The 15,725-nt window shown below is 72.3% G+C and carries 14 protein-coding genes; 6 read left to right on the forward strand and 8 right to left on the reverse strand.

What is annotated here, in order from left to right; all coding sequences use genetic code 11:
- Nucleotides 1-19 precede the first annotated feature (19 nt).
- Nucleotides 20-2,413 carry an acyl-CoA dehydrogenase gene (locus I6A81_RS20995; protein ID WP_202999971.1) on the reverse strand — a complete coding sequence of 798 codons (2,394 nt, stop codon included), beginning with the start codon at nt 2,411-2,413 and terminating at the stop codon, nt 20-22.
- Between the two features lie 259 nt (nt 2,414-2,672).
- Here I6A81_RS20995 and I6A81_RS21000 point away from each other — a divergent pair, with 259 nt between their 5' ends.
- Nucleotides 2,673-3,668 (forward strand): Rieske 2Fe-2S domain-containing protein, encoded by a 996-nt coding sequence (locus I6A81_RS21000; RefSeq protein WP_202999969.1) that lies wholly within the window; start codon nt 2,673-2,675, stop codon nt 3,666-3,668.
- Between the two features lie 79 nt (nt 3,669-3,747).
- Here I6A81_RS21000 and I6A81_RS21005 read toward each other — a convergent pair whose 3' ends face one another.
- The 3 genes from I6A81_RS21005 to I6A81_RS21015 all read right to left on the reverse strand — a co-directional run bounded on the left by I6A81_RS21005 (nt 3,748) and on the right by I6A81_RS21015 (nt 5,585).
- On the reverse strand, nt 3,748-4,620 hold the full coding sequence (locus tag I6A81_RS21005) for an SDR family oxidoreductase (RefSeq protein WP_202999967.1): 873 nt from the start codon (nt 4,618-4,620) through the stop codon (nt 3,748-3,750).
- The gene (locus I6A81_RS21010; RefSeq protein ID WP_202999966.1) at nt 4,617-4,817 is read right to left on the reverse strand and encodes a hypothetical protein; all 201 of its coding nucleotides are present in this window, start codon (nt 4,815-4,817) and stop codon (nt 4,617-4,619) included. The genes I6A81_RS21005 and I6A81_RS21010 overlap by 4 nt, the downstream gene beginning before the upstream one ends.
- Nucleotides 4,818-5,168: 351 nt before the next feature.
- Nucleotides 5,169-5,585, reverse strand: coding sequence for a VOC family protein (locus I6A81_RS21015; RefSeq protein ID WP_202999965.1), 417 nt, complete (start codon nt 5,583-5,585; stop codon nt 5,169-5,171).
- A 153-nt stretch (nt 5,586-5,738) separates the two neighbouring features.
- On the opposite strand from I6A81_RS21015, the gene I6A81_RS21020 reads away from it, so the two are divergent.
- Nucleotides 5,739-6,821, forward strand: a complete 1,083-nt coding sequence (locus I6A81_RS21020; protein WP_202999964.1) for an NAD(P)H-dependent amine dehydrogenase family protein — start codon at nt 5,739-5,741, stop codon at nt 6,819-6,821.
- Nucleotides 6,822-6,878: 57 nt separating this feature from the next.
- On the opposite strand, the gene I6A81_RS21025 is transcribed toward I6A81_RS21020, so the two are convergent.
- Nucleotides 6,879-7,901, reverse strand: coding sequence for a TIGR03619 family F420-dependent LLM class oxidoreductase (locus tag I6A81_RS21025; protein ID WP_202999963.1), 1,023 nt, complete (start codon nt 7,899-7,901; stop codon nt 6,879-6,881).
- Between the two features lie 37 nt (nt 7,902-7,938).
- Between I6A81_RS21025 and I6A81_RS21030 the strand changes: the two genes are divergently transcribed.
- From I6A81_RS21030 to I6A81_RS21045, 4 genes are all read left to right on the forward strand, one after another.
- Nucleotides 7,939-8,541, forward strand: coding sequence for a nuclear transport factor 2 family protein (locus tag I6A81_RS21030; protein ID WP_202999962.1), 603 nt, complete (start codon nt 7,939-7,941; stop codon nt 8,539-8,541).
- A 204-nt stretch (nt 8,542-8,745) separates the two neighbouring features.
- Nucleotides 8,746-9,507, forward strand: a complete 762-nt coding sequence (locus I6A81_RS21035; RefSeq protein ID WP_202999961.1) for a crotonase/enoyl-CoA hydratase family protein — start codon at nt 8,746-8,748, stop codon at nt 9,505-9,507.
- Nucleotides 9,508-9,759: 252 nt separating this feature from the next.
- The gene (locus I6A81_RS21040) at nt 9,760-10,518 is read left to right on the forward strand and encodes a FadR/GntR family transcriptional regulator (protein WP_203010279.1); all 759 of its coding nucleotides are present in this window, start codon (nt 9,760-9,762) and stop codon (nt 10,516-10,518) included.
- 598 nt (nt 10,519-11,116) lie between these two features.
- Nucleotides 11,117-12,301, forward strand: coding sequence for an amidohydrolase family protein (locus I6A81_RS21045; RefSeq protein WP_202999959.1), 1,185 nt, complete (start codon nt 11,117-11,119; stop codon nt 12,299-12,301).
- 122 nt (nt 12,302-12,423) lie between these two features.
- Here I6A81_RS21045 and I6A81_RS21050 read toward each other — a convergent pair whose 3' ends face one another.
- From I6A81_RS21050 to I6A81_RS21060, 3 genes are all read right to left on the reverse strand, one after another.
- Nucleotides 12,424-13,182 carry an SDR family oxidoreductase gene (locus I6A81_RS21050; RefSeq protein WP_202999957.1) on the reverse strand — a complete coding sequence of 253 codons (759 nt, stop codon included), beginning with the start codon at nt 13,180-13,182 and terminating at the stop codon, nt 12,424-12,426.
- Between the two features lie 458 nt (nt 13,183-13,640).
- Nucleotides 13,641-14,027, reverse strand: coding sequence for a glycine cleavage system protein GcvH (gene gcvH / locus I6A81_RS21055; protein WP_202999955.1), 387 nt, complete (start codon nt 14,025-14,027; stop codon nt 13,641-13,643).
- Nucleotides 14,028-14,105: 78 nt separating this feature from the next.
- The gene (locus I6A81_RS21060; RefSeq protein ID WP_202999953.1) at nt 14,106-15,590 is read right to left on the reverse strand and encodes an L-serine ammonia-lyase; all 1,485 of its coding nucleotides are present in this window, start codon (nt 15,588-15,590) and stop codon (nt 14,106-14,108) included.
- Between the last annotated feature and the right edge of the window lie 135 nt (nt 15,591-15,725).

The raw sequence follows: 15,725 nt of genomic DNA on the forward strand, positions 1-15,725 counted from the left end.
GAGTCGAGCTGGCGTCCTTTCAGCTGGCGGCCTCGCCGCCTGTTGTGGTCGCGGATCGGGTTCCCCGGCGGGTCTTGGGGAGGCCGAGGCGTTGTTCGGCGACGAGGTTGCGGGCGATCTCGGTGGTGCCGCCCTGGATGGTCACGACGCAGGAGTGGCGGGCGGCGCGCTCGATCTCGCCGTCGGCGGCCGGCGGGACCATGCCCTCGCCGGCCGGGGCGCGCAGGATGCCGCCGAGGCCGGCGGCGTCCTGGAGCTCGCGGCTGGCGCGCTGGTAGGCGGTGGAGGCGAACAGTTTCGCGATGGTGCCCGCGACCGCCGCGGGCTGACCGGAGATATTCAGCCAGGCGGTCTGTTGGGTGAGCAGGAAGGCGGCCTCGGCGTCGGCCCGGGCTCGGGCGATCGCCGTCAGTACGGCCGGGTCGTCGGCGGGGCGTTCCCCGTCGGGCCAGTGCCCCGCGGGCCCGGGCACCCGTGCCCAGGCCGTGACGGCGGCGAGCAGCGGTTCGAGCATCGCGGTGCTGCCCATGACGCCGCGTTCCAGGCTTAGTCCGATCGCCATGACCCGCCAGCCCTCGTTCACCTCGCCGACGCGGCAGGAGTCCGGGACGATCACGTCGTCGTAGAAGACGATGTTGGTCCGCTCGTCGGCGATCGTGTGGATGGGCTGGATGGTGATCCCCGGGGTGTCCATCGGCACCAGGAACATCGTCAGGCCGCGGTGCTTGGGCAGGTCGGGGTCCGTGCGGGTCAGCAGCAGGCAGTGCGCGGCGGTGTGGGCCAGGGTGGTCCACATCTTCTGGCCGTTGATCCGCCAGGCGGTGTGCGCGTCGTCGGTGGGAGTGGCCCGGGTGCGCGCGGCCGCGACGTCGGAGCCCGCGCCCGGCTCGGAGTAGCCGAGCACCGCGGTCGCCTCGCCGGCCAGCAGCCGCGGCAGCACCTCGGTCCGCAGCTTCGGGCCGCCGATCTGGTCGAGCACCCCGGCGACGATCATGGTCGTGCCGATGCCGTGGTAGGGGGCGTCGGCGAGCTCCAGCTCGCGAAACAGCGCGGCCAGCTCGTACGGGTCGCGGGCGGCGCGCCCGCCGGGCGCCGAGGCGGCGAGCCAGCCCTGTTCGGCCAGGGCCCGGTGCAGCGCGGGCACGTGCACGGTGCCCGTCCAGCGCGCCTCGTGGCGGACCTCGTCGGTCAGCCAGGACCGGACGAACGTCCGCACCTCGGCGGCGAACGCGCCGACCGGCTGGCTGTAGGCGAAGTCCGTCCCGCTGGCGGCGTCCGCTTCGTCGGTGGCGTCCGCGCCGGGCTGGGGTGGCCCGCCGGCCGCCGGGGCCTGGCGACCGGTGGGGTCGGTGGGGTCAACAGCGCCGGCAGGGGGGACGGCCGGGCTGTCGACGAGGTCGCGGCCGAGCTCGCGGGCCAGGGCGCGGGGGGCGCCGGCGAGCGCGGGATAGGCGCGGGCGCGGCGGAAGAACAGCTGCGCGTCGTGCTCGACGGCGACCCCGAGGCCGCCGTGGTACTGGACGGCGCGGTCCGCCGCCGCCCGGGCGGCGTCCGCGGCGAACAGGGCGGCCATCGCCGCGAGCTGGCCACCGTCGGCCCCGGTGACCGACCGCCGCCCGGTGTCCAGGCTCCAGGCCGCCTCCCGCGCCAGCAGCGTGGACGCGTCCACCAGTCCTGGCAGGTCCGCCAGGCCGTGCTGCACCCCCTGGAACGAGCCGATCGGCACGCCGAACTGGACGCGTTCCTTCACCCACCGGGTCGCGAGCGTCAGCGCGCCGTCGGCCAGCCCGGCGAGCCAGCCCGCGACCAGTGTCAGCCACTCCGCCCGCGCCCGCGCGAACGCGGCCACCGCCGCCGAGCCGCCCAGCGCCGCCGAACCGCCCAGTACCGCGGCGCCGCGCAGGTCGCGGTCGGCGACCGGCAGGTCGCCCTGGTTGGCCGTGGCGGAGGCGGGCGGAGCTGACCGGGCCGCGACCAGCTCGCCGTCGACGACCGCCAGCACCAGACCGGCCACGGCCCCCGCGGGCACGGCGACGCCGGTGGCGGCGCGCACCCGGGGCGCCAGCGTCGCGACGAGCTCGCCGGCGACGACGGCGGGCAGGTCGGGGTGCTCCGGCGCGACGGCGGCGAGCAGCCGCGCGGCCGCGACGTGCTCGGCGAACGGCACCGGCGCGAGCACCCGGCCGAGCTCGACCGCCGCGACGACCGGCGCGTGCAGCCCGGTACCGCCGCCCCCGTGTTCCTCGGCGACGGCGAGCCCCGGCAGCCCGGCCGCGCACAGCGCCGCCCACAGGGCCGGATCGTGCCCCAGCGGCTCCGCCGACCGCGCCGCCGAAAGCCCGGGGTTGCGAGCGAGCACCGCCAGCGCCAGCTCCCGCGTCGCCCGTGACACCTCGTCCAACGACAGGTCCATCCACGTCTCCCCGGGGCTCGACCGCTGTTCGGCTGGGACGGCGGAGGCCGTCTGGCCCACCGCCGTCCTTCGATATATATATATTATTCGGCGTCGGTATCCCGTCTTCCGTGACCCGTCCGAGCAGCCAACGCACCGGTGCCAGCCCGGGGGACCCACCCAGACCGCGTGCCCGGCCGCCGGCCGTGGCCACCCACCACCCTTGCCGCCACTTCGACCTGGCCCTGGATAAATCTAGAGCTTTAGCGAGGGACGTCACATGAAGGTTCCGTTCACCTGGAAGCCCACCGGCTGGTTCATGATCGGCTGGTCGCTCGACTTCCCCACCGGCCAGGTGCGCTCGCTGCGGTACTTCGGCGAGGACCTCGTCGCCTACCGCGACGACAACGGCGAACTCCACGTCCTGGCGGCCCACTGCCGCCACCTCGGCGCGCACCTCGGCCACGGCGGCAAGGTCAACGGCGACTGCATCGAGTGCCCGTTCCACGGCTGGGGCTGGGGCCCCGACGGCCGCAACCGCTACATCCCGTACCAGGACCAGCCCAACCGCGGCGCCCAGCTACGCGTCTGGCCCGTGCGCGAGCAGCACGGCTGCGTGTTCGTCTGGCACCAGCCCCACGGCGAGGAGCCCCGCTGGGAGATGCCCGACATCTTCACGGTGTTCCCGCAGTTCGAGACCGACCCGGCCGCCTACTACCCGCCCTCGCCGGCCATGTCCCGCAAGCAGGAACGCGAGCCGGTGCACCCGCAGATCCCGGGCGAGAACGCCGCCGACAGCATGCACTTCCAGTACGTCCACCACGCCAGCGTCACCCCGGTCCTGCTCAACTGGGAGCACGACGACCACGGATGGCTGTTCGAGACCGGCTGGCCCAACAGGCGCAGCACCGAACCGGACGCGATGGCGCTGCGGATCTACAGCTACCTGTTCGGCCTCGGCGGCGCGATCAGTGCCTTCGACGGCGTCGACAACTACCGTCTCATCTTCGCGACCACGCCGGTCGAGGACGGCTGCTCGGACATGTTCTACTCGATCTGGTGGCCCCGCCTGCCCGGCGACACCTCCGACACCCCGCCGCCGGACGTCCTGGAACGCATCGAGAAGGAGTTCCTCTCCACGCTCGAGGACGACCTCGAGATCTGGCGGTACCAGGCCTACATCGACCAGCCCAAACTGGCCACCCAGGACGCCAAGCCCTACATGGCCTACCGTCGCTGGGCCACCCAGTTCTACGAGATCCCACCTGGCCAGTAGCCACCACAGGCACCAGCCGCCGGTGGGCTGACGCCGTCGAGGGCGCGGCCGCCCTCGACGGCGTCGAGCCTGCCGTTGATCAGCGAGCGCCGCCTGGGCCTCGGTCCTCCAGGGAGGCCTGCGTCGCGGGCGCGGGGGCGGGGGCGGGGATCGCCGGGATGGAGATCGGGACGGCGACGGGCGCGGCCGCGGTACCGGCTGACGTCGCGGGAATGCGCGGCACGAGCGTCAAGGACGGGATCGAGCTGCTCGCCCCGCAGTGAAGGGTGGCCGCCGTGATATCGACCAGGTGGTCGACGTCGATGAAGTGACCGGTCAGGTAGCCAAGCCGCTGCCACTCGGTGACCGCCTGGCCGATGTGCTCGGGGTCGTTGCCGGCGAGCGAGCCGGTGGCCGAGTCACCCTCGCCGCCGAGGCAGTCGCCCATCGCGAGGCGCGTGAAGCCGACGTGGGGGTGCTCGACGCGCCAGGCCTCGATGAGCTTGTCGAGCGCCGCCTTGCTCGCGGCGTACCCGCCGACGAACGGCCACGGCGGGCCCTGCGACGCGCTGATCGACGACAGGTAGACGGCGGAGCCGCCCGCGCGGGCCAGGTGAGGCAGGGCGGCCGCGGTGACCAGCGCGGCGCCGGTGACGTTGGTCGCGAACAACTGGGCCCACTTGGCCGCGCTGATCTGCTCGAGCGGCATGATCGTGATGAGGCCGGTGGAGTACACGAGGCCGTCGATGCCGCCGAGCGCGGCGGCGGCCTCGGCCACCGCGTCGTGGCAGGACGTCTCGTCGGTGACGTCGCAGGTGACCGCGACGGCCCCGCCACCGGCCTCCCGAGCCGCCGCGTCGAGACGCTCACGGCGGCGGGCGAGCATCGCCACCTGCTTTCCCTGCCTGGCGAGGCCGAGCGCGATGCTGCGCCCCAGGCCGCTCGAAGCCCCGACCACGACGACGCGCTTCACGCGGCGGCCCCAGCGCGCACGCCGCCGGCCCCGAACCCGCTGCCGGCCTCGAACCCGCCGCCGGCGTCGCATCCGCTGCCGGCCTCGAACCCGCTGCCGTTACCGGACGATCGCCCGCCGCCGGCGCGGGGCGTCGGCGACGGCCCGCCGCCGTCCGTCCGCGCCAGATCCCTGTCGGTCAGCCTCGGCCAGGTCATCGTGAACCACCGTCCTTCGCGTCTAAGAAGGCCGTCGACCGCGCCTGTCGAGGCCGATCTCCGTGCCCGCGGGGAAAGCGCATCGCCACACCTCCGACTCGGGGGAGCCCGTCGGCCCGCCGGCCCGACACGGCTCCGCGCTCCTGCCCTGGCGCCTCGCCAAAGGCATCTATACATATAGATCTTCTGATGGCCAGGTACCAGGCTGCCGTCCCGCGGCCAGGCTCCTTTGCCGAGCGCCCCGGCGGCGGCACAGGCATCGGCGAGCCCGGCGAGACGTCGGCGCTCGTCACCTGGCGACGACGCTGCCCGATACCTGCCGCTGCCCGATACCTGGACGACGCCGTCCGGTCAGTCGGGCAGGTTGGTCGCCAGCAGCGTCACCGCCATGCCGCACACCGGCTCGAGGTCGGCCTCGTCGACCACCACGTCGCCCACCTCCCGGTGCTGTTGGTAGCGGACCCGGGCGCCGTGCCGGGCGGCGACCGAGATGGGGCCCTCGACGTCGGCGGCGCGGACCACCACCGAGTAGACGCCCTCGGCCCGCTCGTCGAGGAACGCCCGGAAGCGAGCCGTCTCCGTGCCCGCGGGCTCGGCGGGCGAGACGATCTCGACGCCGGCGGACCAGTCGAGGAGCACCCGGATGCCTTCCTCGGCCAGCGGCACCTCGTGGAACGTCAGCCCGAGATCGCGCCAGAAGTCGGCGGCCCGCTCCTGGTTCTCGGGCTGGACGCAGTAGACGACATGGTGGAGTCTTGCGCTCGTCACGTCCGAAACATATAGAGCTATGTGGGATCTGTATAGCGGGCGGGGCGCCGGTCGCCGGACCTCCGCCCCGCCCCACCGCGCCGCGCGGGCGCGGGGCCGGTGCCCAGGCCACGGCCCCAGCGCCCGAAACGTCTAGAGACTAGGAGCTCGACCATGGCGACCTCACCACCGCTGCGGGTCATCCAGTGGGCGATGGGCAGCATCGGGCAGATCGCGGTCCGGCACCTGGTCGACAACCCCGCGTTCGAGGTGGTCGGCTGTTACGTCACGTCGGACGAGAAGGACGGCAGGGACGTCGGCGAGCTCGCCGGGATCGACCCGATCGGCGTGCTCGCGACGCGCGACGCCGAGGCGCTGCTGGCGCTGGACGCCGACTGCGTCAACTACGCGCCGCTGTACGTGGACGTCGACGAGATCGTCCGGATCCTGCGCGGCGGCAAGAACCTGGTGACGCCGTCCGGCTTCACGTTCCCCGAGGCGCTGAACGCCGACCTGCGGGAGCGGCTCGAGGCGGCGTGCCAGGAGGGTGGGGTGTCGCTGTTCGGTTCCGGGATTCATCCGGGGTTCGCCGGCGACCTGCTGCCGCTGACGTTCGCCCGGCTGACGTCGCGCATCGACGAGCTCGTCGTGCAGGAGGTCGGCGACTTCCGCAACCATCCCTCGGCGGCGATGATGTTCGACGGCCTCGGCTTCGGCCGCGGTCCCGCGGACCTGAAGGCCAACCCGCCGCGGATGTTCGCCACCATGGACCGGACCTTCAAGGAGTCGATCTACCTGCTCGCCGCGGGCCTGGGTATCGAGGTCGAGGACTACGACTTCGTGTGGGACACGGCGGTCGCGGTCCGGGACGTCACCGTGCGGGCCGGCTCGATCAAGAAGGGGCATGTCGCCGGGATGCGCCTCGAATGGCGTGTCTGGAACGGCGGCAAGCCAGTGGTGATCTTCCGGTCCTACTGGCGGATGGACGACACCACCGACCCCGACTGGGGGTACGAGAACGCCAAGTACGCCCTGTACTTCACCGGGCTGCCCTCGTTCCGGGTGAACTACGAGCCGACCGAGCCCGGGCCGGACGGCGACATCGGTTACTGGGGCCGGATCTGGACGGCGATGGCGGTGGTCAACGCGATCCCCGCCGTCGTCGCCGCGCCGCCCGGCCTTCGGACCCACCTGGACCTGCCGGTGATTCAGCCGCCGCACCTGCACCGCTCCGCGGAGGCATTCGGACCGCGGTGACTCTGGCGGGTACTCCATATGCCGAGGTGGACAGGTCAGCATGTCGAGCCGGACAGGTCAGGCGCCGTCCTCCGTCAGGAAGAGCCGGCCGAACTCCTCGAGCCAGGCGATGGACTCGTCGGGCGAGCTGACGTCGCCACCGACACGCAGCTGCGTCACGCCGGCCGCCGCGTACCTGCGCAGTTCGGCGCGCACCTCGCCGGGGTCGCCGCGCAGAACGTCGCGGGCCTCCGAACGCAGCCGGGCGGTGGACGCCCAGGCCACCAGCCGCAGCGCCTCGAGATCTCGGCCGTGACGTTCGCACGCCCGGGCTATGTCCTCACGAAGGCGGGTGAAGCGTTCCGGGGAGATCCGGGCGGTGACCCATCCGTCGCCCAGGCGGGCGACACGGTCGAGGGCGGCGGGGCTGTAACCGCCGATCAGCACCGGGATCGTGCCGCGCGGCGGGAGCGGCCGGGGGTCCATGGCGGGAATGGCCCAGAAATCGCCGTCGAAATCGACGCTCCGGCCGTCGGCCGACCAGATTCTCCGAAGAATGCGGACGTGTTCCTCCGCCTGGGCGCCGCGCCGCCGCCAGTCGGCGCCCATGGTCTCGCCCTCCTCGCGGAGCCAGCCGACCCCGACACCGTAGACGAGCCGTCCGCCCGCGAACAGGTCGATCGTGGCGAGCTGTCGGGCATTCAGTACCGGGTGCCGGTTGGTCACCACGGAGACCGCGGTGCCGAGCTCAATGGTCGACGTCACCGCCGCGGCGACCGCGAGGACGGTGTTCTGCTCCAGGTTCGCGCCCATGGTGTCGCGCATCGCGTCACCCGACACCACCTGCGGCGTTGCCGCGAGCGGGTATCTGGACTCCACCCGGTCGGGCACGACCAGGTGATCGACGGTCCACACCGCGGTGAACCCGGCGGCCTCCGCCGCCTGACAGTAGTCCCGGACGAAACCCGGCGCCGCGAAATCACCCGTGTGTGGTACCTGAACCGCGACGTCCAAACCGACCTCCGGATGCTTCGCGGTGCGCTGATTTATATGGCGTGTGATGATCCGACGCCATTCTACCGAGTGGGTGCCCTGGTTCATGACCAAGCCGATGGAACGCGGATCTGGAGGCCAGTGAATGCGGTATGACGAGAGCTGGCTGCCTGAGTCGCTCGATCAGCGGATCGACCGACTCGAATCCCTCGACCAGATCCGCCAGTTGGCGTTCCGCTACGCGTCCGGGGTCGACTCGCGCAACCTCGACGACCTCGTCGAGCTCTTCGTGGACGACGTACGGGTCGGCCGGGACCGGCGCGGCCGCGCCGCGCTGCGCGACTGGTTCGCCCAGACGTTCTCCCGGTTCGGCGACAGCATCCACCTCGTCGGCAACCACGTCATCGACCTGGACGGACCGGACACGGCGCGCGGGGTCGTCTACTGCCGTGACGAGCTCGAGAAGGGCGAACGATGGCAGGTCGGCATGCTCCAGTACTGGGACGTGTATGTCCGTCGGAGCGGCCGCTGGTACTTCAGGGAACGCCGGGTGCAGCGGTGGTACGCCGTCGACGCGGCGGAGACACCCTGGCACGGGGCGGGGGTGCCGGGCGACGACCGCGGCCTGGCCATCGGCCAGCTCCCGGACGTCTGGCCGAGCTGGTCGCGGTTCTGGCGGGAGCGAAACGAGGCCCCTCGCCCTGGGCGACCGCGGCCGGGTGACGCGTCCCAGCGGCCTCCCACCTGACGCGCCGCGGCGCTTGGGGCGTCGCCGGCGTGCGCGGCCCGATCGAGGTGATCACGAGTGGATCGTAGCTAAAAATCTAGATGTATCAACTCGCGGCGCCGATAGATCTAGAGGTATAAGAAGGGAGCGGGTCGGCGACGCCGCACCCGCCGCGAGCCCGCGAGGCCGGGCACGCGGCGTCGGGAACGCTGAAGGAGCGAGCTGGTGAGTGTCCTCGTCGAACGGCAGGGCGCCGTGGTGGTCGTCACGCTGAACCGTCCCGAGCAGCGCAACGCGTTGGACGGCGCGACGATGTCCGGCGTTGGCCGGGCGCTGGCCGACGCCGAGCGGGACGACTCGGTCGCGGTGGTCGTGCTGACCGGCGCCGGCGAGGTCTTCTGCGCCGGCATGGACCTGAAGGCGTTCGCGTCGAGTGGCACGCAGTTCGCGCAGGACGGCCCGGGGCTGGAGGTCTTCACTCAGCGGCTGTACCCGAAGCCGATCATCGGCGCGGCCAACGGCTCCGCCGTCGCCGGTGGCTTCGAGCTGCTGCTGGCCTGTGACCTGGTGGTGGCCGCGGAGGGCGCCCGGTTCGGGCTGCCGGAGGTGAAGCGCGGCCTGGTCGCCGCCGGCGGGGGCATCCTGAACCTGCCGCGGCGCCTGCCGCTCGCGCTCGCCCTCGAGCTGGGGCTGACCGGGGACCCGGTCGACGCGGCACGCGCCCACGCGCTCGGGCTGGTCAACCGGGTCGTGCCGGCGTCCGAGGTGCGCGCCGAGGCGCTGCGCCTGGCCGAGCGGATCGCCGCCAACGCTCCGCTCGCGGTCCGGTTCACCAAGGAGCAGATGCGCGCGGTGGCCGGGGGCACCGACGCCGACGAGCTGGGCCGGTTCAACAAGTCGATCGGGCCGATCTTCCAGAGCGCGGACGCGCGAGAGGGCGCGATCGCGTTCGCCGAGCGGCGACCGCCGGTCTGGACCGGCCGGTAGGCGAAGCCCGGACGAGCGGGTCCGGGGGCGCCACCCCGCCCCGCCGCGCGAGCACCCGCGGCGCCACGACGCGGCCGAGGCCCCGGCCGAACCCGCGGCTTCCCTCACGACTCGACCCCGTGCCCTACCGGGTGTGGCGCCGGCCACCGCGGGTCGCGGCGGCCGGCGCGCGCCCAGCCCGCGGCGTGCCACGATGTAGACGGAACAGGGGCACGGTCGACTCACGGACCGTGCGCGTAGCCGGGAGGGTCAGTGGTCGCGAGGAAGGGTGCGCGCCCGCCCCGGGAGAAACCGCAGCAGATCGCCGACGAGATCCGCACGCTCATCGTCGAGGGGCGGCTCGCCGACGGCGACCTGCTCGGCCGCGAGCTGGAGCTGGTGGAGCGGTTCGGCGTGTCCCGGCCTTCGCTGCGGGAGGCACTGCGCATCCTCGAGGTCCAGGGGCTGATCTCGGTGGAGCGCGGCGTCCTCGGCGGCGTCTTCGTTCGGCACCCTGACGAGCGGCTCGCCGCGCACACCGCGGCGCTGGTGCTCCAGGCGCGCAACGTGGCGCTGTCGGATGTCCATGTCGCGCGCAGCCATCTCGAGCCGTTGGCGGCCCGCCGGGTCGCCGAGTCGCCCACCCGGCGGGCCGCCGCCGCCGAGCTTGCCGCGATTGTCGACGAGCAGGAGGAGTCGATAGCCGACCCGGAGGCGTTCACCCTGGCCAACGCCGAGTTCCATCAGCGGCTGCTGGCATTGGCGGAGAACCAGACGCTCGTGATCGTCGCCGAGATGCTGGCGGAGATCGTGGCCAGGGCGGTCGCCGCGGCGAGCCAGGACGAGGCGATCCTCGGTCCGCTTCCGAACCGTCGCCGCGGCGTCCGGTCCCAGCGCAGGCTGGTCGAGCTCATCGAGGCCGGCGACGGCCCGGCGGCCGAGGCACACTGGCGCTCGCACATGATCCTCATCGGCAAGCTCGTGCTCGGTGACCGCGCCGACGCCGTGGTGGACCTGACCGAGCGCTACTGATCGACGAACGGGTCGAGGCCCTCTCCTGGGTGTCGACCGAGGACCGACCCCGGGGTGGCGACCACCTCGATGGTCGGGTTCGCGATGAACTCGGTCCGTAGGTTGCGCGCGACCAGCTTCCTGCGGCCGGTCAGCTCGATGGATCGGAAGAGATCCTCGTGCCGTTTCGGCAGGTGCCTGGTGAATGCCTCATCCCTCTCCTAGGGAGGGTGATCAGCGTTGAAAGCAGGAAGTCAAGTCTTCTTGCCGTCATTGTGATTCGCCTCGCATGGGTTTCGGTGAAACCAAGGCTAGCGGAGGATGAAAGGCTCCCTCCGCGCCACCGGCGGCGTGGCCGGGAGGGCTGTGATCACTGTCACGTGCCGGCCGTGACAGCGCCAGCCGAGCAGGTCGGGCCGATGCGAGTCGTGTGACGGGTCGCATCCCGGCGACCACGTCAGATGGCGGATCCTGGGCGCCGGCCGCCGCGCCGCGCGGATCGCCGGCGCGGCCCGGCTGGCTGGCCGATCGACAAGCCGACCTCCACGCCCTTCTGTGGAGAGCTGTACTATCGCCTGTGTAAAGCGAGACTTTACCTCGACTGACGCGGGGAGATGCGATGGAGTTCGATTTCGAGCCGATCGATGCGGACAACCACTACTACGAGCCACTCGACGCGTTCACCCGGCATCTTGACCGTGCGTTCAAGGAGCGGGGTGTGAAGGTGGTCACCGAGGGCAGGCGTACGCATCTGCTGATCGGTGGGAAGGTCAACCGGTTCATTCCGAACCCGACGTTCGATCCGATCATCGTGCCGGGCTGCCTTGACTCGCTGTTTCGTGGTCAGATCCCCGACGGTGTCGACCCGCGGTCGCTGATGGCGGTCGAGCCGCTGAGGTCGGAGTACCAGAACCGCGACGACCGCGCCGCGCTGGCCGAGCGTCAGGGTCTCGACGCGATCCTGCTGTTCCCCACGCTGGGCTGCGGCGTGGAGGAGGCGCTCAAGCACGACGTCGACGCGACGATGGCGAGCCTGTCGGCCTTCAACAAGTGGCTGGAAGACGACTGGGGCTACGTCTACCGGCACCGCCTCGTCTCCGCGCCGATGATCTCGCTGGCCGACCCGGCGGCGGCGGTCGCCGAGATCGACCGCGTCCTGGACCGTGGTGCCCGGATCGTGCATGTGCGGCCCGCGCCGGTTCCCGGCGAGCACGGGACGTCCCGTTCGCTGGGCGACCGGGCGCACGACCCGGTCTGGGCCCGGCTCGCGGAGGCCTCGATCCCGGTGGCCTTCCACCTGGGGGACAGCGGCTACAACGCCTTCACCGCGGCCTGGGGCGGCACCTCGACCTTCCAGGGTTTTGGCAAGGTCAGCTCGTTGAGCAAGATCCTGGTATCTGACCGGGCGATCCACGACACTGTCGCCTCGCTGGTGGTGGACGGTGTGTTCACTCGTTTCCCGGGCCTGCGGGTGGCGAGTATCGAGAACGGTTCGGACTGGGTGTCGCTGCTGGTCAGGCGGCTGCGTAAGCAGGCGAACCAGACGCCGTGGGACTTCCCGGAGGACCCGCTGGAGGTGGTGCGGCGCAACGTCTGGGTCACGCCGTACTACGAGGAGGACATCCAGGCCCTGGCCGAGCTGGTCGGTGTCGAGCGGATCCTGTTCGGCTCCGACTGGCCGCACGGTGAAGGGCTCGCCGAGCCGACCGACTTCGTCAAGGAGCTGCACGGCTTCGACGACGCCGCCGTCCGCCGGATCATGCGCGACAACGCCCTCGAACTACTCGGCGTCGAGTCGCTCTGAACACCGGCCCGACGAACAGGGGCCGGGCGACGCGGATGACCACGCCGCCCGGCCCCTGCTCGCGTCACAGGGATCTGACTGGTGGACAGAGAAGTACGCGGCGGAGGCGGCGTGCTCGGCGATCAGCTGGCGTGAGTCGCCAAGACGCGCGGTACAAGCGTGATGGACGGGATCGAGCTGCTCTTCCCGCAGCGCAGCACCGATGACGTCACCTCGACGAGGTGCTCGACGTCGATGAAATTCCCTGTGAAGTAGCCAAGCCGGGTCCACTCCTTGACGGCCTGGCCGAGCACCTCCTGGTCGGCGCCGGCGATGATGCCTGTCGCGGAGTGGCCGTCGCCGCCGAGGCAGTCCCCGATCGAGAGCCGGGTGAAGCCGACGGCGGGATGCTCGGTCCGCCAGGCCTCGACCAGCTTGTCCAGCGCCGCCTTGCTCGTCGCGTACGCGCCGATCAGCGGCCATGGCGGGCCCATCGACGCGCTGACCGACGACAGATAGACGGCGGCGCCCCCGGCCTTGGCCAGGTGCGGCAGCGCCGCGGCGGTGACCAGCGCGGCGCCGGTGACGTTGGTCGCGAACAGCCGAGCCCAGGTGTCGGCGTCGGTCTGCTCGATCGGCGCGGCCGTCCAGGTAGCGGAGGCGTAGACGAGGCCGTCGATGCCTCCAAGCGCATCGGCCGCCGCGGCGACCGCGGCCTGGCAGGAGGCCGGGTCGGTGACATCGCAGACGATCGGCACGGCATGCTCGCCGGCCTCCGCCGCGGCCTTCTCCAGCCGCTCGCGGCGGCGGGCGAGCAACGCCACCCGCGCTCCCTGCCCGGCCAGCGCCAGTCCGATACTGCGTCCCAGGCCGCTGGACGCTCCCACCACGACGACGCGCATCAGCCGGATACCGCCGCCGCGAGGACGCCGCGGCCGGAGACGGCAGCGTCTGTCGCGAACTCGGCCGGCTCCGATGCGCGATGGGTGGGCACCTCGAAGGAGAGCCGCAAGGGCATGTGACCGCCCCCTTCAGCTTGAGATCGACAGGGCTTCTTGGGATCAGGACACACGTCAGGCACGAGCGCGGTGGGCCGCTCTCGTCCGGCATGCGGAGTGCCGGAGCTGGCTGGTCCGCTCCCGGAGGCCGGCGTTCCCGCCGGACTCGACGCGGCATCCCCGACCAGGTTCTACCTGATGCGAGCCAAGATATCTACATGTATTGGTGATCGATTGCAACAGATTGTGGATCTTTCGGACGGCAGGTGACCCGGGCGACCGCCACGGTCAACGCGGCAACCAACGACATCGGGCCGGCCTACCCGAACAGGGGACCACCATGGCGCGGGCAGCGCGCCCTCTCATCCGTCGGTGGCGGGCCCCGTGGTGAGCGCGGCGTAGCCGGCGGCGTCGAGCAGGTCCGGGGATCCAACGACTCGCATCCGGAACAGCCAGCCGGAGCCGAACGGGTCCGCGTTGAGCAGACCGGGGTCGGCCAGGACGGCCTCGTTGCGCTCCAGGACCTCCCCGTCGGCGGGCGCGTACAGGTCGCTCACCGACTTCGTCGACTCCACCTCGCCGCAGGGCGCTCCCGCGGCGAGCATGGCGCCGGCTTCGGGCAGCTCGACGAAGACGATGTCACCGAGGGCGTCCGTGGCGTACGCGGTGATCCCGACCCGGGCGAGGTCGCCGTCGATCTCCAGCCACTCATGCTCGGCGGTGTATCCGAGGTGGTCGGGCACGTTCATGCCGCTCCTTGCTCGTCGCGACGTTCATCCGGCGAGTCCCGGTGCCGCGGTCGGTGACCGGTCAGGGGGTTGGGTCGGTCAGCATTCGGCGACAGCGACCGACAGGCCGCCCCGGGCGGTCTCCCGGTACTCGGCCTTCATGTCGAGGCCGGTCGCGCGCATCGTCGCGACGACCTGGTCGAAGGACACCCGGTGGCGGCCGTCGCCGGCGAGCGCGAGGCGCGCCGCGGCGATCGCCTTGGTCGTCCCGATGGCGTTGCGCTCGATGCACGGAACCTGTACCAGGCCGCCGACCGGGTCGCAGGTCAGGCCGAGGTTGTGCTCCATCGCGATCTCGGCGGCGTTCTCGACCTGCTCCGGTGTGCCGCCGAGCACCTCGCACAGGCCGGCCGCCGCCATCGCGCAGGCCGAGCCGATCTCGCCCTGGCAGCCGACCTCCGCGCCCGACAGGGACGCGGCGCGCCGGATCACCAGCCCGAAGGCGCCGGCGGTCAGCAGGAAGCGGACGGTGTCGGCGTCGGCGCGCGGCCCGTCGCCGCCGGCGACGAAGCGGCGGTGGTAGTAGAGCACCGCGGGGACGATGCCGGCCGCCCCGTTGGTCGGCGCGGTGACCACCCGTCCGCCCGCCGCGTTCTCCTCGTTGACGGCGAGCGCGGCGGCCGCGGCCCAGTCGAGCGCGCGCAGCGCGTCCCGTCCGCCCGCCGCGACCGCGGCGCCGGCCAGGGAGTCGCGCAGCTGGCGGGCTCGCCGCCGTACCCGCAGCCCGCCTGGCAGTGTCCCGTCGGCGCGCCAGCCGCGTTCGATGCAGTCGGCCATCACCCGCCAGCGGGCCAGCAGCCCGGCGCGGACCTGCCGGACGCCGTGGCGGGCGGCCTCGTTGACCAGCATGACGTCGCTGATCCGCAGTTCGTGCTCCGCGCACCGGGCGAGCAGGTCGGCCGCTGACGAGAAGGAGTACGGCCCGTCTCCGCGAGCTGCTCGCTCGCCGGCGCCGGCGCCGTCCCGGTCCGGTCCGGCGGCCTCGCCGCCCGGCGCCGCGTCGTCGACGATGGCGCCGCCGCCAACCGAGTAGTACGTCCGTGTGAGGAGCACCGCGCCGGAGGTGGCGTAGGCGGTGAACCGCAGCGCGTTGGGGTGCCGGGGCAGTGGGTCCGGCTCGCGGCGCAGGTCGTGGTCGAGGTCGAAGGCCACCTCGTGGACGCCGAGCAGGCGCACCCGGCGGTGGGCGCGGACCGCGAGAGCGCGCGCCGGCACGTCGTCCGGGTCGCAGTCGTGCGGGCGCAGCCCTTCGAGACCGGCGAGGACCGCGGCGTCCGTGCCGTGGCCGGTACCGGTGAGGGCGAGCGACCCGTAGAGCGTCACCTCGATCCGGGCCGCGGCACGAACCTCGCCAGCATCCGCGCCGACGAGCTCGACGGCGTTCGCGCCGACCTCCTCGGCGAGGTGCTCGGCGAAGCGGCGCGCCGCGCGCATGGGCCCCACGGTGTGCGAGCTCGACGGGCCGAGCCCGATCGAGAACAGGTCGAGAACGCTGGGCGTGCCCAGCGCGGTCCCAGGTGGCATGCGGCCGAGTGTGCGCCGGCGGCGGGCCAGCAGGCAAGCCCTCCGAGACCCGAAAATTCGCGGTGATCGCTTGTAACGCCCGCTCTACATGGGGAAACGCAATGTAAAACGATACGTAGCGTCTTGACAGGCGTC

Origin of the sequence: Frankia nepalensis (genome assembly GCF_016786325.1) — a bacterium.
Classification (GTDB): domain Bacteria; phylum Actinomycetota; class Actinomycetes; order Frankiales; family Frankiaceae; genus Pseudofrankia; species Pseudofrankia nepalensis.